This window comes from Bartonella sp. EBT8 (assembly GCF_055796165.1).
Genome location: NZ_JBTTDJ010000003.1, coordinates 37,541 through 60,286 on the forward strand (window position 1 = coordinate 37,541; position 22,746 = coordinate 60,286).

19 protein-coding genes and 1 other RNA gene are annotated in these 22,746 nt (G+C 38.8%); 11 read left to right on the top strand and 9 right to left on the bottom strand.

Going from position 1 to position 22,746, the window contains the following annotated elements:
• Position 1: 1 nt before the first annotated feature.
• The 3 genes from hflK to AC0QT4_RS03070 form a co-directional block, all read right to left on the bottom strand.
• Positions 2–1,147: an FtsH protease activity modulator HflK gene (gene hflK / locus AC0QT4_RS03060; RefSeq protein WP_473200260.1), complete on the bottom strand. Its 1,146-nt coding sequence runs from the start codon at positions 1,145–1,147 to the stop codon at positions 2–4.
• 115 nt (positions 1,148–1,262) lie between these two features.
• Positions 1,263–1,772, bottom strand: a complete 510-nt coding sequence (locus AC0QT4_RS03065; RefSeq protein WP_473200261.1) for a dihydrofolate reductase — start codon at positions 1,770–1,772, stop codon at positions 1,263–1,265.
• The gene (locus tag AC0QT4_RS03070) at positions 1,769–2,563 is read right to left on the bottom strand and encodes a thymidylate synthase (RefSeq protein ID WP_473200262.1); all 795 of its coding nucleotides are present in this window, start codon (positions 2,561–2,563) and stop codon (positions 1,769–1,771) included. Before AC0QT4_RS03070 ends, AC0QT4_RS03065 begins: the two co-directional genes overlap by 4 nt.
• 207 nt (positions 2,564–2,770) lie before the next feature.
• On the opposite strand from AC0QT4_RS03070, the gene AC0QT4_RS03075 reads away from it, so the two are divergent.
• The 3 genes from AC0QT4_RS03075 (at position 2,771) to AC0QT4_RS03085 (ending at position 7,797) form a co-directional block, all read left to right on the top strand.
• Positions 2,771–4,078 (top strand): MFS family transporter, encoded by a 1,308-nt coding sequence (locus AC0QT4_RS03075; RefSeq protein WP_473200263.1) that lies wholly within the window; start codon positions 2,771–2,773, stop codon positions 4,076–4,078.
• Between the two features lie 566 nt (positions 4,079–4,644).
• Positions 4,645–5,952, top strand: coding sequence for an MFS family transporter (locus AC0QT4_RS03080; protein ID WP_473200264.1), 1,308 nt, complete (start codon positions 4,645–4,647; stop codon positions 5,950–5,952).
• A 537-nt stretch (positions 5,953–6,489) separates the two neighbouring features.
• Positions 6,490–7,797, top strand: a complete 1,308-nt coding sequence (locus AC0QT4_RS03085; RefSeq protein ID WP_473200265.1) for an MFS family transporter — start codon at positions 6,490–6,492, stop codon at positions 7,795–7,797.
• A 75-nt stretch (positions 7,798–7,872) separates the two neighbouring features.
• On the opposite strand, the gene AC0QT4_RS03090 is transcribed toward AC0QT4_RS03085, so the two are convergent.
• Positions 7,873–8,178: a DUF2853 family protein gene (locus tag AC0QT4_RS03090; protein WP_473200266.1), complete on the bottom strand. Its 306-nt coding sequence runs from the start codon at positions 8,176–8,178 to the stop codon at positions 7,873–7,875.
• A 96-nt stretch (positions 8,179–8,274) separates the two neighbouring features.
• Between AC0QT4_RS03090 and ssrA the strand changes: the two genes are divergently transcribed.
• The 5 genes from ssrA (at position 8,275) to AC0QT4_RS03115 (ending at position 12,236) form a co-directional block, all read left to right on the top strand.
• Positions 8,275–8,628: a transfer-messenger RNA gene (ssrA, locus tag AC0QT4_RS03095) on the top strand.
• A gap of 170 nt (positions 8,629–8,798) precedes the next feature.
• Entirely contained in the window at positions 8,799–9,344 is a 546-nt protein-coding gene (locus AC0QT4_RS03100; RefSeq protein WP_473200267.1) for an SspB family protein, read from the top strand.
• A gap of 7 nt (positions 9,345–9,351) precedes the next feature.
• Positions 9,352–9,534, top strand: a complete 183-nt coding sequence (locus tag AC0QT4_RS03105; RefSeq protein WP_473200268.1) for a DUF4169 family protein — start codon at positions 9,352–9,354, stop codon at positions 9,532–9,534.
• Positions 9,535–9,545: 11 nt separating this feature from the next.
• Complete coding sequence (locus tag AC0QT4_RS03110; protein WP_473200269.1) at positions 9,546–9,797, top strand: ribbon-helix-helix domain-containing protein; 252 nt, start codon at positions 9,546–9,548, stop codon at positions 9,795–9,797.
• A gap of 183 nt (positions 9,798–9,980) precedes the next feature.
• Positions 9,981–12,236, top strand: a complete 2,256-nt coding sequence (locus AC0QT4_RS03115; RefSeq protein WP_473200270.1) for an ATP-dependent helicase — start codon at positions 9,981–9,983, stop codon at positions 12,234–12,236.
• Between the two features lie 48 nt (positions 12,237–12,284).
• Here the strand turns inward: AC0QT4_RS03115 and AC0QT4_RS03120 are convergent, their stop codons facing one another.
• A complete protein-coding gene (locus tag AC0QT4_RS03120; RefSeq protein WP_473200271.1) occupies positions 12,285–12,926 on the bottom strand; it encodes a DapH/DapD/GlmU-related protein in 642 nt (213 codons plus the stop codon).
• A 140-nt stretch (positions 12,927–13,066) separates the two neighbouring features.
• Here AC0QT4_RS03120 and AC0QT4_RS03125 point away from each other — a divergent pair, with 140 nt between their 5' ends.
• From AC0QT4_RS03125 to AC0QT4_RS03135, 3 genes are read left to right on the top strand one after another with little or no spacing between them, the layout of a single operon-like run.
• Positions 13,067–13,648: an SCO family protein gene (locus AC0QT4_RS03125; protein WP_473200272.1), complete on the top strand. Its 582-nt coding sequence runs from the start codon at positions 13,067–13,069 to the stop codon at positions 13,646–13,648.
• A gap of 26 nt (positions 13,649–13,674) precedes the next feature.
• On the top strand, positions 13,675–14,544 hold the full coding sequence (locus tag AC0QT4_RS03130) for a 50S ribosomal protein L11 methyltransferase (RefSeq protein WP_473200273.1): 870 nt from the start codon (positions 13,675–13,677) through the stop codon (positions 14,542–14,544).
• Positions 14,545–14,561: 17 nt separating this feature from the next.
• Complete coding sequence (locus AC0QT4_RS03135; protein ID WP_473200274.1) at positions 14,562–16,388, top strand: aminopeptidase P family protein; 1,827 nt, start codon at positions 14,562–14,564, stop codon at positions 16,386–16,388.
• A 338-nt stretch (positions 16,389–16,726) separates the two neighbouring features.
• Here AC0QT4_RS03135 and ligA read toward each other — a convergent pair whose 3' ends face one another.
• The 4 genes from ligA to lpxC all read right to left on the bottom strand — a co-directional run bounded on the left by ligA (position 16,727) and on the right by lpxC (position 22,583).
• Positions 16,727–18,886, bottom strand: coding sequence for an NAD-dependent DNA ligase LigA (gene ligA / locus AC0QT4_RS03140; protein WP_473200275.1), 2,160 nt, complete (start codon positions 18,884–18,886; stop codon positions 16,727–16,729).
• Between the two features lie 89 nt (positions 18,887–18,975).
• Positions 18,976–20,637, bottom strand: a complete 1,662-nt coding sequence (gene recN / locus AC0QT4_RS03145) for a DNA repair protein RecN (protein WP_473200276.1) — start codon at positions 20,635–20,637, stop codon at positions 18,976–18,978.
• Between the two features lie 6 nt (positions 20,638–20,643).
• Complete coding sequence (locus AC0QT4_RS03150) at positions 20,644–21,537, bottom strand: outer membrane protein assembly factor BamD (protein ID WP_473200277.1); 894 nt, start codon at positions 21,535–21,537, stop codon at positions 20,644–20,646.
• Between the two features lie 170 nt (positions 21,538–21,707).
• The gene (gene lpxC / locus AC0QT4_RS03155; RefSeq protein ID WP_473200278.1) at positions 21,708–22,583 is read right to left on the bottom strand and encodes a UDP-3-O-acyl-N-acetylglucosamine deacetylase; all 876 of its coding nucleotides are present in this window, start codon (positions 22,581–22,583) and stop codon (positions 21,708–21,710) included.
• Positions 22,584–22,746 lie beyond the last annotated feature (163 nt).

Below are 22,746 nucleotides of genomic sequence, written 5' to 3' on the forward strand. Positions count from 1 at the left end.
ATTAGCGTCCTTCCAAAATACGAGAATCTAATAGCGGTGCAGAACGTGCTGGCATTTTTTTCGCATTTTCTGATAAATTATTACGCAGCAATTCGTTCAGAGGAAGATAAGGCACTGCTGAAGAATTTATTTGATCAAGAACCAACTTGTTTGGCGAAGAAAGAATACGCCCCATTGTCTCCATATAAAGACGATAACGTGTAGCCTCTGGTGAAATTTCAGCCTCACGAACTATAGCCTGAAAACGCTCAGCTCGTCCTCTTGCCTCTTCAACCATTTGTGCCTTTTCACCTTTTGCGATTTCCCGTGTCCGTGAAGCTTCACCATTTGCTAAACCAATCTTCGTAAAACGCACACGATTTCCTTCTTCAATCATTCGCCCACGTTCTTGTTCTGCCTGCTGAACAGAATTAAAGGCAGCAGCAACCTTGGTAGGAGGAGCAGCTTCACTGATCGACACACGACTTATTTCAACACCAAGTTGATATTTATCCACCGTCAATTGGATAATTTTTCTAACGTCACCAGCAACTTCTTCTTTCTTATCACGTAAAACATCATCAACAGGCCTTGAACCAATGACTTCACGCATTGCACTCTCAGCAACCTGACGAACTGTTCCCTCTTGATCACTCACATTGAACAAAAATTGACTAGGATGTGAAATCCGATAGTAAACAGAAAAATTAACATTCACAATATTCTGATCACTCGAAAGCATTAAACCTTCACTCTGTTGCGCCTGACCAGACTGCCCACCAATTGCAATTGTTTTTTCCGTTAAAGGCACTTTCATATAAGTCTCAATTGGCCAAAAGTGAAAATGCAAACCATCGCCGATAATTCCTACTTTAGGAACACCAAAACGCAATTCTACAGCCTGTTCATTTTGCTGAACAATATAAACTGACTGATACAGCCAAAAAAACACAGCAAGCAAAAACAATAGCCCCCAAAGGCCACCTCCGCCAAATTGTTTAAGCTGATTTTGCCCTTTACGCAAAATATCATCAAGACCGGGCCCTCTATCACCACCATTATTGCCACCAGAACCAAAGATATTCTTAGCAGGTGTTTTTTTCTCACCACCGAGTTTATTTTTATCGCCACTCCATGGGCCACCACCATTTTGATTTGTCCAGGGCATTATCACCTCTTTAACTAAATACCATTAACCAAATACCAACTTTTTACTCAACCTTATAGGATGGCTCTTGTCTGATTACAATGGAACCGACAGGCTCTTTCCACTTAATTATAAATTATCTCCGCTCATAAACTACAAAACGTGTTGGATGACTATCTTTATCTCCTTCAGAGATATATTGTGATTGCACAATAGTCCACTTTTCTTTATCGAAATCAGGAAAAAAACTATCACCTTTAATGGAAGCTAAGACTTCTGTAAGGAATATTTTATCAGCAATCTGTAATCCCTGTTGAAAGATTTCACCACCACCAATAATAAAAATTGCATCTGCCCCCCTTTGAGAAGCTTCTCTTTTTGCAACAGAACAAGCCTGAGATAAAGAGTGAGTAACAACAGCACCTTCAGCTGTGAAAGCAGGATCACGAGTAATTACAATATTCATGCGTCCTGGTAACGGACGTTTAAGAGAAACCCAAGTCTTTCGTCCCATAATGATGGGTTTACCAAGGGTCAAAGCTTTAAAGCGTTGCAAATCTGTCGACAGACGCCAAGGCAAGGCACCTTCACGGCCGATAACGCCATTTTCTGCAACAGCTGCAATTAAACAAACTGGAAGAATCATACTGCTACCGGTGCCTTGATATGGGGTTGCGCTTCATAATTAAGCAATTCAAAATCCTCAAATTTAAAAGAAAAAAGATCTGTTACCGTTGGATTTATATGCATAAACGGCAAAGCATTTGGACTACGAGACAATTGATATCGAGCCTGTTCAAAATGATTAAAATAAAGGTGTGCATCACCAAGGGTATGAATAAAATCACCGACTTGAAGTTCACATACTTGGGCAATCATCATTGTTAATAACGCATAAGAAGCAATATTGAATGGGACACCTAAGAAAACATCTGCTGAACGTTGATAAAGTTGGCAAGATAATTTACCATCAGCAACATAAAATTGAAAAAGACAATGACAAGGTGGAAGAGCCATCTCCTCTATGAGTGTGGGATTCCAAGCAGATACAATTAAGCGACGAGAATCGGGGGTTTTCTTAATCATAGTCAAGAGATGACTCATTTGATCAATATGCCGTCCATCGGGAGCAGGCCAAGAGCGCCACTGATAACCATAAATAGGACCAAGATCCCCTTTCTCATCAGCCCATTCATCCCAAATTGATACGCCATGGTCCTTCAACCATGCGATATTTGTATCACCTTTAAGAAACCACAAAAGCTCATAAATGATTGAACGCAAATGCAACTTCTTCGTTGTTAATAATGGGAATCCAACCTGTAAATCAAATCGCATTTGATAACCAAAAACCGACCGCGTTCCAACACCCGTTCGATCCGCACGATCCGTGCCTTGATTTAAAACATGAGACAAAAGATCAAGGTAGTTTTTCATATAAACATTATGGACGATTCTGTCGAATATAGAAATTGTAAAATTTATAAAAAAACAATTTAAATTTCCTTTCAAAACATTTTACACAAGAAATTCTTATGTTTCGATTAAATTTTTGACGCAAAAGATAAAATACTGTAGACAACCTTTAGGAGAATAAATAACAGGGGGAGTAAACTATATGAAGATGAATAAAGGGATAGACTTATGGAGAATGAAACAACTTTAGCGCCGCATGATACACGAAAACGTATCTGGGCTATTGTGTCCAGTGCATCAGGTAATCTAGTAGAATGGTATGACTTCTACGTTTATTCTTTTACATCCATTTACTTTGCATCACAATTCTTTCCTTCAGAAGGTAATGTTGTTACGCAACTTTTAAAAACTGCTGGCGTCTTTGCTATTGGTTTTTTGATGCGTCCAATTGGTGGTTTGCTTTTCGGCTTCATTGCTGATCGTTATGGACGCAAACGCTCAATGCTTATTTCTGTTTTTATGATGTGCGGTGGTTCGTTCTTAATCGCCCTACTTCCTACCTATGAAACCATTGGAGCAGCAGCAGGCATTCTTTTACTGTTACTTAGAATGCTTCAGGGACTTTCTGTCGGTGGTGAATACGGTACAACGGCAACTTATATGAGTGAAGTTGCTCTCAAAAATCACCGTGGATTTTTTAGCTCTTTCCAATACACCACACTGATTGGTGGACAGCTTCTCGCTAGTCTCGTTATATTCATTCTAGCGCTTTATCTGAGCGAGGATCAGTTAAAAGCATGGGGATGGCGTATTCCCTTTGCCATTGGTGGGCTTGGAGCAATTGTTGCAATCTATTTACGCCGCTCACTCCATGAGACAACCACCAAAGAAAGTCGTTCTAGTAAAAAAGCTGGAAGTATTATAGAACTTTTTTCCAACCATTCGAAAGCTTTTTTTCTAGTGATTGGTTTTACCGCTGGGGGATCACTCACATTCTACACATATACAACCTATATGCAAAAATATCTTATCACCACGACTGGATTTGATAAACATACGGCTACCACTTTAATGACTGCCGCACTCTTTGTTTTTATGTTACTTCAACCTGCATTTGGTTTTCTTGCTGATAAAATCGGAACAAAAATATCTCTACTTATTTGGAGTACTTTATCGATTATTTTTACAATTCCTGGCCTTAATCTGATTGGCAAAACTGATAATACATGGATTGCTCTATCAGTCATTATTGGAATGCTGTGCATTATGAGCTTTTATACCTCCATCTCTGGTATTGTAAAATCAGAAATGTTTCCCGCTTCAATACGGGCAATAGGAGTCGGACTTTCTTATGCTATTGCCAATGCATTGTTTGGTGGTTCTGCTGAATATGTAGCCCTTGAATTAAAAAAACTTGGCTATGAATCTGTCTTCTATTTTTATATAACTGGCATGATGATTATTGCATTTATTGCTATTCTCTTGATGCCCGATGCCCGAAAAAAGGGATATCTTCAAAACGATGATGTCCGTTAAATTTTTTTCTATGAAATTAAACAAAAAAGCTCAATAAATTGAGCTTTTTTGTTACGAAATTCATAAAGAAAATTAAGTATTTACAAAATATTACGCTGCTCTCTTCTATAAGGAAAAGCAGTAATCTTTCTTGCTTTAACACAAACCTTGGAAAACAAATTATCGAACTTTATTATAAGGACATTATTTTCTAACTTTGGTAAATTTAGTCCCTTTAAAAAATCACAAAAGCAAGTAATTGAAAGCAAAAATACAGTTTCATTATTTCTCAAAAGACGCGCATAATCTATAAACTAAATCGTGTTTGTTAGTATAGAAAGCCTCATTCTCAAAAATTAAAGCTACTCTTAAAAAGATAATAAAAATCAAGAGAAAATCTTGTAAGTAAACATTACTATTGATTTCATTTTAACATAAAAAATAAGAACTCAAAAAACTATAACTCCAATAAAGTATCTCAAAGAGCTTTCATAAAAAAACAACTCTTAGTAATTGAATTTCGATGGCTTAAATTGTAAACAACGTTAAAGAAAAAAATAAAGATAAGCATTAAAAGGGGATATTTCATGAAAAATGAAACAACTTTAGCGCCAGATGATACAAGAAAACGTATATTTGCTATCATAGCGAGTGCATCAGGAAATTTAGTAGAATGGTATGATTTTTATATTTACTCATTTACATCGATTTATTTCGCATCACAATTCTTCCCTTCAGACGATATTCTTGTGACAACACTCTTAAAAACCGCAGGAATTTTTTTTGTTGGCTTTCTTATGCGCCCTATTGGAGCATGGCTCTTCGGCTTTATTGCCGACCGTTATGGACGTAAACGCTCAATGCTTATTTCTATTTTTATGATGTGTTGTGGCTCATTCCTCATTGCCATCCTTCCCACTTATAAAACTTGGGGAATAACATCAGTCTTCCTTCTGCTTTTAATCCGTATGTTTCAAGGACTTTCCGTTGGTGGTGAATACGGTACAACAGCAACTTATATGAGTGAAGTCGCCCTCAAAAATCGTCGTGGGCTCTTTGCTTCCTTTCAATATGCTACAACGATCTCAGGACAACTTCTTGCCAGCTTGGTTATCTTTATTTTATCACTTTATCTCACTGATGATCAGCTAAAAGCATGGGGCTGGCGTATTCCCTTTGTGATCGGTGGCTTAGGAGCAATCGTTGCCCTTTATCTGCGTCGTTCGCTCCATGAAACAACCACTAAAGAAAGTCGTTCTAAACAACACACTGGCAGTATTAGCGTGCTTCTAGATAACCACACAAAAGCTTTCTTTCTAGTTATTGGTTTTACAGCAGGAGGATCGCTCACGTTTTATACATACACGACTTACATGCAAAAATATCTGATAACAACCAGCGGTTTTAATTCACATACGGCAACAACGATAATGACTGCTGCACTTTTTATTTTTGTGTTACTCCAACCGCTCTTTGGTTTTCTAGCCGATAAAATTGGAGCAAGAGCTTCCCTCATCAGTTGGAGTACCTTATCCATTCTCTGCACAATTCCTGTGCTAAAAATGATTGGAAATACCCATAATCCATGGGTCGCATTCTTAATCATCATTGGAATGCTTTGTATTATGAGTTTTTATACATCCATCGCAGGGATCATAAAAGCAGAACTTTTCCCTGCTTCAATCCGCGCAATCGGAGTTGGATTTGCTTTTGCCATTGGTAATGCACTGTTTGGTGGTTCTGCTGAATATGTAGCTCTTTGGCTAAAAATTATAGGATATGAAACTGTCTTTCCTTTTTACATCATTGGTATGATGATCATTGCACTCATCTCAATTCTCTTGATGCCAGATATAGACAAAGGAGGATACCTTAAAGACAATGAGGTCCATTAAATTTTCTACACAAAATAAAAAAGCCTAAGCAATTAGGCTTTTTTATAATGAATGTACAAATATTTAAAATAACAAGCAAATAATAGAAAGTCATTCACTTCTTAGAGCTCACCCTACAAGAAAAAATATAATGCTCCTCTATAAGGAGAAGAAGATGTTTATAAGACTCTGTCTTGTTTAGATTTTATCGAATAAATTGAATTTTTAGCACATAAACAAGAAAAAGTTACGCAACTTTTTTACATTCTTCAACCATCTTATCGGTAACTTTTATAAAGAACTATTGAAGCACTCTTTTTACTAACATTTCATCCAGCTTGAACCTCTTTTTCAACACACGTCGCCTTTTAGATTCGGTATGATGATTTTTATCCTCCTACAAAATAAAATCCTCATGAAGCGCAAACTTATAGCCCACATAAATCCTCTGAAAGAGCTTTCATAAGAAATTATTATATACAATTGAATTTTAATGATACAAATTATAAAAAACTTTAAAGTGAAAAATATAAACTATAAACCAAAGGGAAGCACTTCATGAAAAATGAAACAACTTTAGAACCAGATGATACAAGAAAACGTATTTCTTCTATTATATCCAGTGCATCAGGGAATTTAGTAGAATGGTATGATTTTTACATTTATTCATTTGCGTCGATTTACTTTGCACCACAATTTTTTCCTTCAAATGGCGATGTTGTTACCCAATTTCTAAGAACGGCAGGAATCTTCTTTATCGGTTTTCTTATGCGCCCAATTGGAAGTTGGCTTTTTGGCTTTATCGCTGATCGCTATGGACGCAAGCGTTCAATGCTCATATCTATTTTTATGATGTGTGGAGGCTCTTTCCTCATTGCCATCCTTCCAACTTATGAAACTTTAGGGATAACTGCCGCAATTTTTCTGCTCCTCATCCGAATGATGCAAGGACTTTCAGCCGGTGGTGAATATGGTACAGCTGCAACTTATATAAGCGAAATTTCTCTTAAAAATCATCGTGGTCTCTTTGCTTCTTTCCAATCTGGTACGCTTATTACTGGTCAACTTTTAGGGAGTTTTATTATCTTCATTTTGGCACTTTATCTAACGGAAGACCAATTAAGAGCATGGGGCTGGCGTATCCCTTTTGCGATTGGTGGATTAGCAGCACTCGTTGCACTTTATCTCCGTCGTTCGCTTCATGAAACAACCACGAAAGAAAGCCGTTCTAGAAAACGAACGGGAAGTCTGAAAGAGCTTTTCAGCAAACATTCAAAAGCTTTCTTTGTTATTGTTATCTTCGCCTCTGGAGGATCTCTTACATTTTACACCTGTACGACTTATATGCAAAAATATCTCATCACAACCACAGGATTTGATAAACATACCGCAACAACTTTGATGACTGCTGCACTCTTTATTTTCATACTCCTTCAACCCCTATTTGGTATCCTAGCTGATAAAATTGGCACAAAAAATTTACTTATCCTTTGGAGTGCACTTTCTACTCTCTTTACAATTCCTGGACTTCTCATAATCGGTCATACGCATAATCCATGGATTGCGTTGTCAACCATTATTGGAATATTCTGTATTATGAGCATGTATACATCCATCTCTGGTGTCGTAAAATCAGCAATGTTTCCTTCCTCAGTACGAGCATTAGGAGTTGGTCTCTCTCATGCTATTGGGAATGCATTACTTGGTGGTTCTGCCGAATATGTAGCACTCGGATTAAAAAATATGGGACATGAATCACTCTTTTATTTTTACGTAATCGGCGTGATGATCATGGCATTCATTGCTACCCTCTTTATACCGGATATGAGCAAAGGAGGATATCTTCAAGAAGACGAAACCAATTAACCCCCTACGCTAAACAAAAAAGCTCAAAGAATTTTGAGCTTTCTTGTTCTTGAGCAAAATTTAGTTTAAAATTGTTTAAACTTTATCAAGTGCATTTAATTGCTTGGCGACCAAATAATAAAAGGTCATACGGCTTTTTCTGCGATCTCCAGACATCATTTCCGCAACTTTTGACACAGCCTTCTTAGCACTCTGCTCATCCGCGCCTAATACATCTTGAACCCATTTTTCAACGCGTTCTAACTCTTTTGGATCCGATGTAGCAACCAGTGATGCATCCTGTTTTTTCATCACCAAAGCTAAGCGATGTCTTAGCCGTTCTATTGCAGCCTCATCGGGATTTTGGTCATATAATTTAATATCTGCTAGATCATTGGTCATTTTGCACCCTCTCCTCTCCAAAAATTAGCGACTGTACTCTACAACCGCATCACAGAGCTTCTCATAATAATTAGAGGATTAAAAATATTAACAACCCCCCTTTTCTAAAGACTCGTCTTCATCTATATTTAAAGTGCTGGCTTGCCAGCTATGGTAATAAATGGACAATGGAATAAACTTATTGGACCCGGGGGCGGTACCCGGCGCCTCCACCAAAATATAATACAAAATTATACTTTGATGGGGGCGAAATAGGATCGACAAGAGTGTAAAGATTGCTCTTTTACTCGGCATAGTACCACCGTTATCGGGCTAAATGAGTAGTTGCAAATGACAACTATGCGGAAGCACGTCTCGCCGCTTAAGGTGGTGTGAATGCTTCAAATTAAGCCTTAAACCGTCGCAGGTTTAAGCGGGGTTCGGAGGCACCTGGCAACAGAAGCCTTCACCTTTATAAAGACGATCAATTGATCTTCGAGACATTTTTTGTCATAAAATTTCATATCATTTTTTGAGTGATTTAAGTACATATGAGACAAAATATTGCTAGCTTAAAAAGACATTCTATAGCAAAATACTCCGCACGCTCATCTATCGTATGAAATAAAAGGAAAGCTTCGATGGTTCAAGATCAAGTCCGTTACGATATTCTCGTTCAGGATGCACTTCGTGGGGTTATCCGTAAAGTTTTATCGGAAGTTGCCAAAGCAGGACTTCCAGGAAATCATCATTTTTTTATTACTTTTTTGACCAATGCCCCAGGCGTAAAAATCTCTCCTCGTCTAAAAAGTCGTTACCCAGAGCAAATGACAATCGTCTTACAACATCAGTTTAGAGATTTAAGTGTTTCAGAGCATGCCTTCGAAGTAACACTTTCCTTTAGAGAAATTAGCGAAAAACTTGTAATTCCTTTTACCTCTATTCAAGTCTTTTATGACCCTATAGCAGCATTTGAAGCAGCATTTGATCTCCCCTCGAACCTTACTTCTGGAGAAGACAAAAATTCAGAAAATGCTCCAAGTACACCGACGGTTCTATCAGACAAACAAAAAAAAGAGAACTCGCTTATAAAAGAACAAAATCCTAGTCCAAATACAGATCCCTCAAACAATGATATCAAACCAAGTGCTGATGTTGTTTCTTTAGATTCTTTTCGCAAAAAATAAGTGTTTCATGACTAAAATCATTAATCTTCGTCAATTTCGAAAACAGAAAAAGCGTGCAGAACAAGCTGTTCATGCAGAAGAAAGACGCTATCGTTTTGGAAGAACAAAAGCTGAAAAACTTTTCGAGCAAAAAGAATCTTTAAAAACGCAAAAATTTCTTGATCAAAATTATTTAGAGCGCGAGGAATAAGAATAAAAAGAATGCATGAAGATACTTTCATCGATTGGTCAAAAGTAATTTTGCGAAAAATATCTGTTCGTATTGATGGACATGCAACAAGCGTATCTTTAGAACAACCATTTCTAGATATCCTCAAAACCATAGCGCACAAAAAAAAACAATCTTTAGCCTTTATTATCACCGATATTGATAGCAAAAGACCACCAGAAGTAAATCTTTCGTCTTCGTTACGCATTTATGCACTTCAAAGCGTTCTCACCCAACGCTTTTAATATTTGTTTTAGTTTTTAAAATCTCTGTCCCTTATTCAACCGAAGAGAGTATGTTTTTTTGGACCTAGCATTCAGATGAAAAAAGTACTACACAAAATGTATAATGAACAATTTTCTTGATCCCATACCATTCTTTGAAGATAAGCCTCCCCTCTCCATAATGAAAAGAGTTCTAGAGCCACTATGCCTACTGTAAAAGAAAAAGAAAAAACGCAATGTGATGGCGATTATTTACAACAACTCAATCCAGAGCAACAACAAGCCGTCATGAATACAGAAGGACCTCTTTTAGTTCTTGCGGGTGCTGGTACTGGAAAAACGCGTGTTTTAACAACCCGCATTTCTCACATTTTACGCTCTGGGCTTGCCTCTCCTAAGCAAATACTTGCTGTAACCTTCACCAACAAAGCAGCACGTGAAATGAAAATGCGCATTGGCACACTTATTGGTGAAATTGTTGAAGGCATGCCTTGGCTTGGAACTTTTCATTCCACGGGGGCAAAAATTTTGCGCCGTCACGCAGAACTTGTTGGCTTAAAAAGCAACTTTACAATTCTTGATAGCGATGATGTTACTAGGCTTTTAAAACAGCTTATTCAAGCTGAAAGATTGGACGATAAACGTTGGCCCGCCAAGAATCTTACTATAATGATTGATTCTTGGAAAAATCAAGGGCTTTCACCAGAACATATTTCAGAAGACGATTCTCATTCCTTTGGTAAGGGTATGGGACGTAAACTTTACCATCTCTATCAAGAGAGATTAAAAAGCCTTAATGCCTGTGATTTTGGCGATCTCTTACTTCATCCACTCTCTATTTTCCAACATAATCCAGATATTCTTCGGGAATATCACTCCAAATTTCGCTATATTCTTGTTGATGAATATCAAGATACCAACACAGTACAATATCTTTGGCTTCGCCTTTTGGCACAACAGCCAGAAAGACAACATGTCAACCTTTGTTGTGTTGGCGATGATGACCAATCCATTTACGGATGGCGTGGTGCTAAAGTCGATAATATCTTACGTTTTGAGAAAGATTTTCCTCCTGCAAAAATTATCCGTTTAGAACGCAATTATCGTTCAACATCACACATTCTCAAAACCGCTTCTCATCTCATTTCTCATAACCAAGAAAGACTTGGAAAAACACTTTTTTCTGATCAAATAAATACCGAAGAAGAAAAAGTAAAAGTTCATGCAGCATGGGATTCGAAAGAGGAAGCGCGTGCAATTGGAGAAGAAATTGAACAGGCACAACAGACTGGCCATTCATTAAATCATATGGCTATATTGGTGCGCGCATCATTTCAGATGCGTGAATTTGAAGATCGTTTTGTAACACTTGGTCTTAACTACCGCGTGATTGGTGGTCCGCGCTTTTATGAACGAATGGAAATACGTGATGCGATGGCTTATTTACGCGTTGTCGTCCAACCAGCAGATGACTTAGCTTTTGAACGCATTATTAATACACCTAGACGCGGCTTAGGCGATGCAACTCTACGCATTCTTTATGAAAGTGCACGGGCACGCGCTATTCCTCTTTTTTCTGCCGCAGCTGCAATAATTGAAACGGACGAACTAAAACCTAAAGCACGCAGTGCTTTGCGAAGCGTTATTGAAAACTTTCGATGCTGGCAAAATATGCTGCAAAGCACACCCCATAGAGAACTTACTGAAACAATTCTTGAGGATTCAGGCTACACTACCATGTGGTTAGAAGATCGTTCACCAGAAGCACCAACACGGCTAGAAAATCTTAAAGAAATGGTTCGCTCCATGGAACAATTTGAAAGTCTTCATAGCTTTTTAGAACATGTTGCACTCGTAATGGATGCTGAAAACAATGAAAATACTGACGCTGTTAACATCATGACTCTTCATTCAGCCAAAGGGCTTGAATTTGAAACAGTTTTCCTTCCTGGTTGGGAAGAAGGTCTCTTTCCTCATCAGCGCTCACTGGATGAAGGCGGCCGTTCAGGTTTAGAAGAAGAACGGCGACTAGCTTATGTAGGATTGACGAGAGCAAAAAAACATTTGCATATATGGTTTGTCTCTAATCGAAGAATCCATGGACATTGGCAAAACACAATACCCTCGCGTTTTCTCAATGAATTACCAGAAGAACATATAGAAGTTATAACAATGGAAACCTCTTATGGGGGGTATGGGAAATCTTCTGTTAAACATCATGGTTCATTTTATAATGATTCTACTACACCAAAACAGAAGCGCACACAAAAAAACATTGAAGGAAAAGTTCTTGCCCAATCAGTCTCTGAAACCCCTTCAAATTTTGCCATCAATGATCGGATTTTTCATATAAAATTCGGTTATGGTCATATCACAGCAATAGATGGTCATAAATTAACCATTATTTTTGAGAAAGCGGGAGAAAAACGTGTCCTCGATAATTTTGTAAACAAAGCTTAGTATCAACATAATGGTATCACATCCCCAGACAAAAACTATTTTTTTATTTTATTTTGAACGCTCTTTCCATTTTCGAATAAAAACCTCGATTGGAAGATTTTGCATATCAGGCAATGCGTTATAAATTTTATCAAGCGGCCAATTCCACCAAGTCATCTCCAAAAGTTCTTGGATCACATGATCAAAAAAACGCATCCGCAACGGTTTTGCAGGAACACCAGCGACAATTGTATAAGGAAGAATATCTTTTGTTATAACAGCATTAGCACCAATGATAACGCCATGCCCAATGGTCACCCCTGGCATAATAACAGCACCATATCCAATCCATACATCATGCCCAATGATAACACGTTTTGCACAACGTCTTTCACGAAAAGAACTATCTAACGGAATATAGCGGAAATATTCATTAGGACGATAAGTTATTTTATGCGTTGAAAGCCGTTCCATGGGATGTTCTAATGCATTTACACACACACGAGACGCAATAGAACAAAAACGACCAATATCGCTATAAATCGCTTCACTGTTCCGTTCAAAATAAGTAAAATCTCCAACTGTTACATCACGCAAAACCACGCGCTCATTGATTTCTACATAACGCCCCAATTTACAACCATGCAATCGTGCTGTCGTATGAAGACGAGGCTCACTGTCATGGAATCGAAGATCTTTCTTACTATCCATCCATCTTTCACCAATTTTTTTCTATAAATATTTCCCTAAACAACATACCGACTAGGGAAACAAAATCAACCATGAAACAGAGATTGCAAAGTTAACCAGCCAATGTTACAATTTTTCGATCTATTTTAGAGAGTCAAGTTATGAAAAATGTAATGCGCATCTTGGGGCTAACGATCATATTTCTTGTAGGAATTTTTATTTATGATACGTTAAGAAATAAACCTCTGGGTGATAATTTCACACTCATTGATTCCAATGGGAAAACGATCACAGAAAAGGATATTAGAAGCAAGCCTTCAATAATTTTTTTCGGCTTCACTATGTGTCCTGAAAGTTGTCCTACCACACTCATCAATCTTGATCGATGGTTGACAGCTCTTGGACCACAAGCTGAGAAATTAGGAATATGGTTTGTTACAGTTGACCCTGAACGTGATACACCGGAAGTTCTCCATGATTATCTCAGTAACTTTACCAACAAAATTATTGGGATTAGTGGAGAACCTGAAAAAGTTCATAAAATGGTAGATTCTTTTAATATCGTTGCTGAAAAAGTACCGGGAACAGATGGAAACTATACTTATAACCACACAGCAGCAATTTTTTTACTAAAAAAAGGCGGAAAGCTAGCTGGTGTCATTCCTTATGAAACAAAAGAGATCGATCCTGAAATAAAAGACAATATCGCCGTTGAACAACTAAAAAAGCTCGTCTTAAACTAAAAAAGTCAATTAAAAGAAAGAACAAAATGGCGCAGCAAATTCGTCTGTATTATACGACTTCCAAAAATGAAGCAGAGAAGTTTTATACTCTTATGGAAACAGCCTTTGATGAAGAAGGTTATCCTCTTGCTCTGACAGAGATAGATGAAAAAAATGCTGTGTATGAGCTTTCACTTTATGTCAATAAAGAAAGCCAAGAAGATGTTTCCAAATGTTTTGCGAACATTCTCTCTATAGATCCTGATAAAATTAACTATGAGATTTTACCCAATATTGACTGGGTTCAGCAAAGCCTTGAAGGACTAACACCTGTCCATGCTGGTCCTTTTTTTTTACATGGAAGCCATAACAGAAATAATATCCCTCCCAATGTTTTTCCTATTGAAATTGAAGCTAGTCAAGCTTTTGGTACCGGACATCATGGGACAACAGCCGGCTGTTTAGAAATGATTGCCAAGGTAATGCAAAAGGAAAGTCCTAAAAATGTCCTTGATCTTGGTACCGGTAGCGGTATCCTTGCCATCGCAATTGCAAAGCTCAAACCTGTTTGCATCCTTGCATCTGATATTGATCCAACTGCTATTCAAGTTGCACAACACAACATCGAACTCAATGGCGTAAAAGAACATATTACAACTGTCACAGCGACAGGTTTTTCCCACGATAAAATTGCATCACGTGCACCCTTTGATCTTATTGTTGCCAATATCCTTGCCAATCCACTCATTGAAATTGCTCAAGAAATGGTACAAGCACTCCAAAAAGGCGGATCACTGATACTCTCTGGAATTCTTGAAGAACAACACGCCACTGTTTTGGAAGCTTATGTAAAGCAGGGGCTAAAACATATTGAAACATACCACCGTCATGGATGGGTTACTATACATCTGAAATAAACAAAAAGGACGTTGTTATGTATCAAACTTTTGAGGAGACAACAAATCTCACTCATGCTGCGACACGTATTTCCTGTCTTCGTAAAGAACTCGAACGCCTCAAGCTAGATGGCTTTCTTGTCCCACGTACTGATGAACATCAAGGAGAATATGTCCCCCCCCATGCTCAACGTCTTAGTTGGCTCACTGGCTTTACGGGTTCATCAGGTATTGCACTCATTTTAAAAAACAAAGCTATTATATTCACAGATGGACGCTATAAGCTCCAAGTTCGCCAACAAACTGATCCTGATATTTTTGATTATGAAGACCTTGTGACTTGCCCCCCCTCACAATGGCTTGAAGAAAATGGGCAAAAGCTTTCACTTGGCTTTGATCCATGGCTTCACACTATCTCCGCTGTAGATATATTAAAAAAAACATTAGAAATGAAAGTAGGTGGAAGACTTGTAGCAATTCAACAAAATCCTATTGATCTTATCTGGCATGATCAACCACCCTTACCGCAATCTGCCTTATTGATTCATCCTCTCAAATATGCAGGATGCAAGACTGATGAAAAACTGACCTTAATTCATCAAAAGATCAAGCAAGCTCATGCAGATGCTTTTATTTTCACAGACCCCTCCTCTATTGCATGGACTTTCAATATCCGTGGTAATGATGTTTCCAACACACCTTTCACCCTTGGTTTTGCCCTCATTCCCATCAAAGAAACACCGACCTTATTTCTTAACAGCAAAAAATTAGGTATAGAACAAAAACAATATCTGGAACGCTATGCAAAATTATATGAACCAGAACAACTTATTGCAGAGATAAGAGATTATGTTCAAAAAGGAACAATTTTTGCCCTAGATCCCCAATTAACATGCGAAAAATTCCGCACCATTATTGAACAACAAGGAAGCTCTTTTATTAGCCTTACTGACCCTGTTGCTTTACCACGTGCCATTAAAAACAGCATAGAACTGAACGGCGCGCGTAAAGCACACCTGTGCGATGGTGTAGCCCTTATTCGTTTTTTTTCTTGGTTAGATAAACAAACACCAGGCACAATAAATGAAATTTCTACTGCTCAAAAATTAGAAGAATTGCGTATAATGACAGCAAAGGAAATGGGTGCAAAACTTGAAGATCTTTCTTTTGATACAATCTCAGCAGCAGGTGCAAATGGCGCCATTGTTCATTATCGTGTAACGACAAAAACAAATAAACAGCTCAATGCTGGTGAACTTTATCTTATTGATTCAGGTGGACAATACCGTGATGGTACAACAGACGTCACGCGCACAGTAGCAATAGGGAATATCGGAGAAGAAGAAAAACGCTGTTTTACTCTTGTTCTCAAAGGTATGATTGCTCTTTCAACTGCTCACTTTCCAAAAGGAACACGTGGTCAAGACCTTGATGCTCTAGCACGCATTGCATTGTGGAACGCTGGGTTTGATTACGCCCATGGCACTGGTCATGGTGTTGGATCTTATCTCTCTGTTCATGAAGGGCCACAAAATATTTCCCGCAATGGATCCCAAGAATTGATTCCCGGAATGATTGTTTCTAATGAACCTGGATATTATCGTGAAGGTGCCTTTGGTATTCGTATTGAAAATCTGCTCATTGTGAAACCAGCACAAAAAATTAACGGTGGAGATATAGAAATGCTCTCGTTTGAAACACTCACAAATTGTCCCATTGACCAGCGCTTAATCCTCCCAGAACTTTTGACATTACAAGAGAAAAAATGGCTCAATGATTACCATGCACATGTTTATCAAGTTAATGCACCTTACTTAAATAAAGAAGATAAAGAATGGGCCAAAGAAGCAACAAAACCCCTTTAAGTGAAGTCACACGGACATCTCCTAACTCTTCTTACAAAACGAACACCTTATCTCCTCCTTTTAAGAAAAAAATCTCTCTCTCCCATCAAGAAATACAAAAAATATTTTATAAGATGCTTCAAATTTTGTGCTAAGCTGACAAATGCTAACCTAAACGGAACAAGATAATGCACTCTTGCAAAGGGTGACGTTTATTTTGTGACGACCTTCTTCGTCCTCCAGATGGTTATATCCCGTATTTTTCTTATTCCATCACCGTCCTGAAGGATAAAGAGAAATCCTATCTGATGACATATAATAAATGCTGATAAATTTATCGTATTTGCAGACTCTCTTCCCTAAACATAATATCCCTCAATCAATTGCAGCCAAGCCTCTTCATCGATAGCCTCGACACCTAACTCTTGCGCTTTGGCTAACTTCGATCCTGCTCCAGCTCCAACAACAAGAAGATCGGTTTTTTTAGAAAGTGAACTGGAGGTCTTAGCACCCAATCGTTCTGCCAATGCTTTTGCTTCATCACGTGACATATGTGCTAAAGTTCCTGTAAAAACAATGATCTTCCCTGCTACAGGTGAAGAATCTGTCATAATAGGTTCCTCATCAAGAGGTGTGACTTCCTTAAGTAAGACCGATAGAACCTCATGGTTATGCGCTTCTTGATAAAAATCAATAATAGCACTCGCTACCTGTGGTCCAATTCCTTCGATATTAGTAAGCTCCATCCAAGCCTCATTGCCCTTTTCATTTTCCTTATTACATGGCATCTTAGCAGCCATCACAGCAGTTTCAAACGCTGCATAATTTTGATAAGCACGTGCAAGACGCCGCGCATTAACCTCTCCCACATGACGAATTCCTAATGCAAAGAGAAAACGACTTAAAGGAATTTCGCGGCGTGCATTAATGGCATCATACAGTTTACGGACTGAAACAATGCCAAAACCTTCCATATTTTCTAAACGCGTCAAAGATTTTTCTTGTCGCCGTTGTAAAGTAAAAATATCGGCTGGTGTATGAATACAAAGCGTCTCATCTTGAACATGAAAAAAGAACTCCACCTGTTTTTTCCCAAGTCCCTCAATATCAAAAGCATTCCGTGAAACAAAATGACGAATACGCTCAATGGCTTGTGCTGGACAAATAAGCCCACCTGTACATCGACGTACAGCTTCACCCTCCTCACGAACAGCATGGCTCCCACAAGCTGGACACAGATGCGGAAAAACAAAAGCAGAAGCGTCTTTTGGGCGCTTTTCAACAACAATATCAATAATCTGAGGAATTACATCACCAGCACGCTGCACAATCACCGTATCGCCTACACGGATATCACGCCCTTCACGAATTGGCTCGCCCTTATGACCAATTCCCTTAATATAATCCTCATTATGCAAGCTTGCATTGGTAACCACTACACCACCAACAGTAATAGGGGCAAGGCGTGCAACAGGAGTTAGTGCTCCAGTACGACCGACTTGAATATCAATAGCTTCTAAAAGCGCCATAGCTTTTTCTGCTGGAAATTTATGCGCAATTGCCCAACGTGGTGAACGAGAAACAAACCCCAAACGTGTCTGGAGCATTAAATTATTAACCTTATAAACAATCCCATCTATATCATAGCTTAACGAATGACGGCATTCTTCGATATCATGATAATAGGAAATCATTTCTTCTACTGTTTTAAAAACTTTCGTCAATGGGTTGATAACAAAGCCATAGTCTTTTAACTTTTTCATCATCTCCATTTGGCTTTCTGCAAACATTTCACTCACTTCACCACAAGCATAAGCAAAAAATTGAAGCTTTCGACTAGCAGTTATCCGTGAATCAAGCTGACGAAGCGAACCAGCTGCTGCATTTCTAGGGTTAGCAAAAGTTAATTTGCCTTTTTCTTGTTGACTGCTATTAAGTGCTTGGAAATCCTTCTGTCCCATATAAACTTCACCACGAACCTCAAGAATATCAGGAAATTCGCCCTGCAAAACTTTTGGAATATCAGCAATTGTTCGTGCATTCACTGTAACATTTTCACCGACATATCCATCTCCACGCGTTGCAGCACGCACAAGTTTTCCTTTTTCATAGCGCAAAGACAACGATAAACCATCAATCTTCGGCTCAGCCGTTATTTCCAAGATCTGTGTTGCTGGCAGTCGTAAAAAACGACGAATACGCTCAACAAATTCACAAACATCTTCAGCGCTAAATGCATTATCTAGCGAAAGCATTGGCTGTGCATGAACAGATTTTTCAAACTTTTCAGAAACTGGTGCTCCAATTTTATAGGAAGGAGAATCTGAACGAATGAGCTCAGGAAAAAGGGCTTCAATTTCTGCATTACGGCGACGAAGTGCATCATATTCTGCATCAGAAATTTCAGGCTGATCATTCGTGTTATAAAGAACATCATGACGGGCAATTTCTTTTGCTAACCATTCTAGTTCACTTTCTGCTTCAAGAGCAGTTAAGTTTTTAATTGCTTCCCTTTTCATAAGATTAATTCCAAATTATGAGCCATGATGATAAGATTCTCTTCTTCTTTTGCTGAAGAGAATCCATATGAACACATGCGCGTCTCTCTCTATGTGAGAAGCTTTTGAGCCGCAGCACGTGCTTCTTGAGTAATCTGCTCTCCTGCTAGCATGCGAGCAATTTCCTCTGCACGCTCATTCTCCTCCATTTTACGCACACCCGTCATAAAACGCCCTTTATCACCACTTTCAACCTTTGAAATAAGAAAATGACTATGGGCTTTGGAAGCTACCTGTGGTGCATGTGTAATAGCAAAAACCTGAACACTTTTTGATAAACGCTGCAACCGTTGTCCAATGGCAGCAGCAACAGCGCCCCCAACGCCCGTGTCAATTTCGTCAAAAATCAATGTGGGAGCCGATCCACGATCAGACAAAACAACTTTTAATGCTAATAAAAAACGAGACAATTCGCCACCAGAAGCCACACTAAGCATTGGTCCCGCTCGTGTTCCAGGATTTGTCCGAACCCAATACTCAATACGATCTATCCCTTCTGCACTTCGTTTTTCAGCATCACTTTGTATTTCAACGATAAATTCTGCTTTTTCCAACTTCAATGCAGGTAACTCAGCCATAACACTCTTAGACAAGTGATTTGCGGCTTCTCGACGCTTTATTGACAATGCTTGTGCTAATATATCATAATTTTTTTGTGCTTCCCGTGCCTCAACTTCAAGATGAGTTAATGTCGCTTGCGCATCCTCAAAATCAGCAAGCTCCGCATCCATTTTATCACGCAACGAAACCAAATCATCCGCAGCAACCTGATATTTACGAGAAAAACCGCGAAGAGAAAAAAGACGCTCTTCTATCCGTTCTAATTCACCGCTATCAAAATCCAATGCTCGCATTGCTGCTTCAATCCCTTCTTGCGCTGCAGCAAGTGCATGTAATGCCTCATCAAGAGATTTCACCACCGGTGTAATGAGCTCTTGTGCTTCAGAGATTTTTCGCTCCAAACGCCTCACCAAATTAGAAAGAACAGGAATTGGTGATTTAGAGCCACTTAAGAGATCATCAGCTTCCTTAATATCCGTTGCTATCTTTTCTAATTTAAGCATATCAGCACGACGGAGAGAAAGAGCTTCTTCTTCACCAATTTGAAAATCAAGCTTCTCCAGTTCTTCCACACAGGCACGAAGATAATCAGCCTCGCGCGCAGCATCTTCCACTTTACTACGCTGTTGTTGCAAGCGCTCTTCAAATTCACGCCATATCCGATAGCATTGGCGTAAATTTTCTGTCCCGTTCTGAAGCCCCCCAAAGGCATCTAATAACTGGCGATGCGTTGCAACATCAACAAGTGCACGATCATCATGCTGCCCGTGGATTTCAACCAACAAACGACCAACACACCGCATAAATGCTACACTAGCAAGCTGATCATTGATAAAAACACGGCTACGACCATCATTTGACTGCACACGCCGTAAAATAATATCACCTTCATCATCAAAACCGTTCTCACGGATAAGCTGACGTGCAGGATGTGAAACAGGAACATCAAAAACAGCCGTTACTTGCCCTTGTGCAGCCCCATGACGCACAAGAGAAGCATCGCCGCGCCCACCAAGAGCTAGCGACAAAGCATCAAGAAGAATAGATTTCCCAGCACCCGTTTCCCCAGTCAAGACCGACAAACCCGCTGTGAAATGAATATCAAGCGTTTCGATCAAAACAATATCATGAATCGAAAGCTGTACCAGCATAGAGAATCAACGTGCCTTCTTCTTATCACCCTTTAGAGCATGTGAGATCCAAGAAGATTTGTGCTCCTGTGGAGATATGCTATTTTTTTGCAATAAATTATAAGAAAACTTATACCACTCACTTTTAGGGTAATTACGTCCTAAAATAGCTGCTGCTGTCTGCGCTTCCGCAGTTAATCCAAGAGCAAGATTAACTTCCGTCAAGCGGAAAAGCGCTTCTTCAATTTGATTTGTATCGGAATACTCTTCAACCACTGTACGAAATCTTCTACTTGCAGCAAGATAGCGGCGCCCTTCTTCATAATAACGGCCAACCTGCATTTCTTTACCAGCCAACTGCTCCCGTCCAAAACGTATTTTTGCTTTAGCATCCTCGACATATTCAGAATTTGGATAGCGCTCCACAAGAAGTTGCATAGCAGCAATAGCACGCTTTGTATCACGTTGATCTCGTGTAACATCAGGAATCCGACGGAAAGAAGAAAGACCAATAATATAATAAGCATACGCCGAATCATCAGCTCCTGGATAAAGAGTGATATAGCGTTGAGCCATGCTAATTGAATCATCATACTTACCAAGCCGATAATTTGTAAAAGCACCCATTACCAAGGATTTACGGCCCCAATCCGTGTAAGCATACTGTTTTTCAATCGCAAGAAACTTTTTCGACGCATCGGCAAGCCGTCCACTCTCAAGGCTTGCAAGTGCCTGATTATATAAAACATCTGGTGGATCCATTTTTAACACATATACAGATGGATCAAGGGTATTTTTCTCTTTAAATAAACAACCCGCTAACAAGCAGGTGCTCCCCAAAAGCATCACCCCCAAAACTGTGCGTACAATGTTAGATTTCCTATCTGCCATATTTTCAATACATATATAAGATTTTGTCATAGTTCTTCCGGCCTCCAGAGAATGTCACCTTGTAGCAAAAATTATTTATTAAGCGTTTCTATACCATATCGCTTTAACATCCACTAACCAATTTAGTGACTTAGGTCAATCATCCCCCTAAAAATCAAACAAGCTATAAGAAAATCTTTTCAATTTTTGCTCTACACTCCCTATAAGTAACTTATTTCGTAACAAGATTCGTCTGCCAAAATAGCTTTTACCAATTGCGAATTAATTCTATGCCCACTACAATAGGAACGAAACAATCCAATAAAAGGTGCTCCAAGCAAAGCGGTATCACCAATCGCGTCAAGCATTTTGTGTCGCACACACTCATCCTCCCAATAAGGACCGCCTGGATTCATAATTTCGTCGTTAAGTCCGATAATAAGAGAATTTTCAAAAGAGGCACCTATTCCCTTTCCAGAAGTCCATAATTTTTCTACATCTTTAACAAAACCAAAAGTGCGCGCACGTGATAAATTATCGCGAAATCCTGCTGGGGTAAGATCAAAGCTAAAATGTTGCTTACCAATAGCAGAAGAAGAAAAAGAAATCGTTACATCAAAACGACGCCCATCAAACGGCAAAAACTCAGCAACTCCACTCGCAACTTCAACACGCAGCGGTTTTTTTATGATAAAATAAGGACGCAACGCATTTTGCTGTACAATACCAACCTCTTCAAAAGCTTGACAATATTGCCATGCAGCCCCATCCAAAATAGGTATCTCATGACTCGATACCTCAATAATAAGGTTATCCAAATTATAAGCGGTAATTGCAGCCATCAAATGTTCAATTGTTTCAATTCTGAATTCACCATGACCAAGCACTGTTGATAATTCAGTCGATCCCGTTTGCGATGCATGCGCATAAAGGATTTGATTCGTTCCTTCTAATCCACAACGCTTAAAAATAATACCACATCCAACATCAGCTGGATGAATTTTCACCACAGATAAACATCCACTGTGAACACCATAGCCCTTCAATGCTACGGATTTTTTAAGAGTAGACTGATATTTTTGCACCAGCTTCATCATGTTACTTTATTGAATAATTTTATAACCTTTGAAAATATTTATAAAACTATAAAAATGATATTCATAGCAAACAATAAACCCGCTCATCATAAACGGGTTTATAAAAAATAAAACACTTTTCTCAAAAACACAGTATATTCTGCTACTTAAAACTTTTAACCAT

What these genes read in the sequence shown, in the direction of transcription:
- hflK (WP_473200260.1), bottom strand. Translation starts at nt 1,147, where the DNA reads ATGCCCTGGACAAATCAAAATGGTGGTGGCCCATGGAGTGGCGATAAA.
- AC0QT4_RS03065 (WP_473200261.1), bottom strand. Translation starts at nt 1,772, where the DNA reads ATGATTCTTCCAGTTTGTTTAATTGCAGCTGTTGCAGAAAATGGCGTT.
- AC0QT4_RS03070 (WP_473200262.1), bottom strand. Translation starts at nt 2,563, where the DNA reads ATGAAAAACTACCTTGATCTTTTGTCTCATGTTTTAAATCAAGGCACG.
- AC0QT4_RS03075 (WP_473200263.1), top strand. Translation starts at nt 2,771, where the DNA reads ATGGAGAATGAAACAACTTTAGCGCCGCATGATACACGAAAACGTATC.
- AC0QT4_RS03080 (WP_473200264.1), top strand. Translation starts at nt 4,645, where the DNA reads ATGAAAAATGAAACAACTTTAGCGCCAGATGATACAAGAAAACGTATA.
- AC0QT4_RS03085 (WP_473200265.1), top strand. Translation starts at nt 6,490, where the DNA reads ATGAAAAATGAAACAACTTTAGAACCAGATGATACAAGAAAACGTATT.
- AC0QT4_RS03090 (WP_473200266.1), bottom strand. Translation starts at nt 8,178, where the DNA reads ATGACCAATGATCTAGCAGATATTAAATTATATGACCAAAATCCCGAT.
- AC0QT4_RS03100 (WP_473200267.1), top strand. Translation starts at nt 8,799, where the DNA reads ATGGTTCAAGATCAAGTCCGTTACGATATTCTCGTTCAGGATGCACTT.
- AC0QT4_RS03105 (WP_473200268.1), top strand. Translation starts at nt 9,352, where the DNA reads ATGACTAAAATCATTAATCTTCGTCAATTTCGAAAACAGAAAAAGCGT.
- AC0QT4_RS03110 (WP_473200269.1), top strand. Translation starts at nt 9,546, where the DNA reads ATGCATGAAGATACTTTCATCGATTGGTCAAAAGTAATTTTGCGAAAA.
- AC0QT4_RS03115 (WP_473200270.1), top strand. Translation starts at nt 9,981, where the DNA reads ATGCCTACTGTAAAAGAAAAAGAAAAAACGCAATGTGATGGCGATTAT.
- AC0QT4_RS03120 (WP_473200271.1), bottom strand. Translation starts at nt 12,926, where the DNA reads ATGGATAGTAAGAAAGATCTTCGATTCCATGACAGTGAGCCTCGTCTT.
- AC0QT4_RS03125 (WP_473200272.1), top strand. Translation starts at nt 13,067, where the DNA reads ATGAAAAATGTAATGCGCATCTTGGGGCTAACGATCATATTTCTTGTA.
- AC0QT4_RS03130 (WP_473200273.1), top strand. Translation starts at nt 13,675, where the DNA reads ATGGCGCAGCAAATTCGTCTGTATTATACGACTTCCAAAAATGAAGCA.
- AC0QT4_RS03135 (WP_473200274.1), top strand. Translation starts at nt 14,562, where the DNA reads ATGTATCAAACTTTTGAGGAGACAACAAATCTCACTCATGCTGCGACA.
- ligA (WP_473200275.1), bottom strand. Translation starts at nt 18,886, where the DNA reads ATGAAAAGGGAAGCAATTAAAAACTTAACTGCTCTTGAAGCAGAAAGT.
- recN (WP_473200276.1), bottom strand. Translation starts at nt 20,637, where the DNA reads ATGCTGGTACAGCTTTCGATTCATGATATTGTTTTGATCGAAACGCTT.
- AC0QT4_RS03150 (WP_473200277.1), bottom strand. Translation starts at nt 21,537, where the DNA reads ATGACAAAATCTTATATATGTATTGAAAATATGGCAGATAGGAAATCT.
- lpxC (WP_473200278.1), bottom strand. Translation starts at nt 22,583, where the DNA reads ATGATGAAGCTGGTGCAAAAATATCAGTCTACTCTTAAAAAATCCGTA.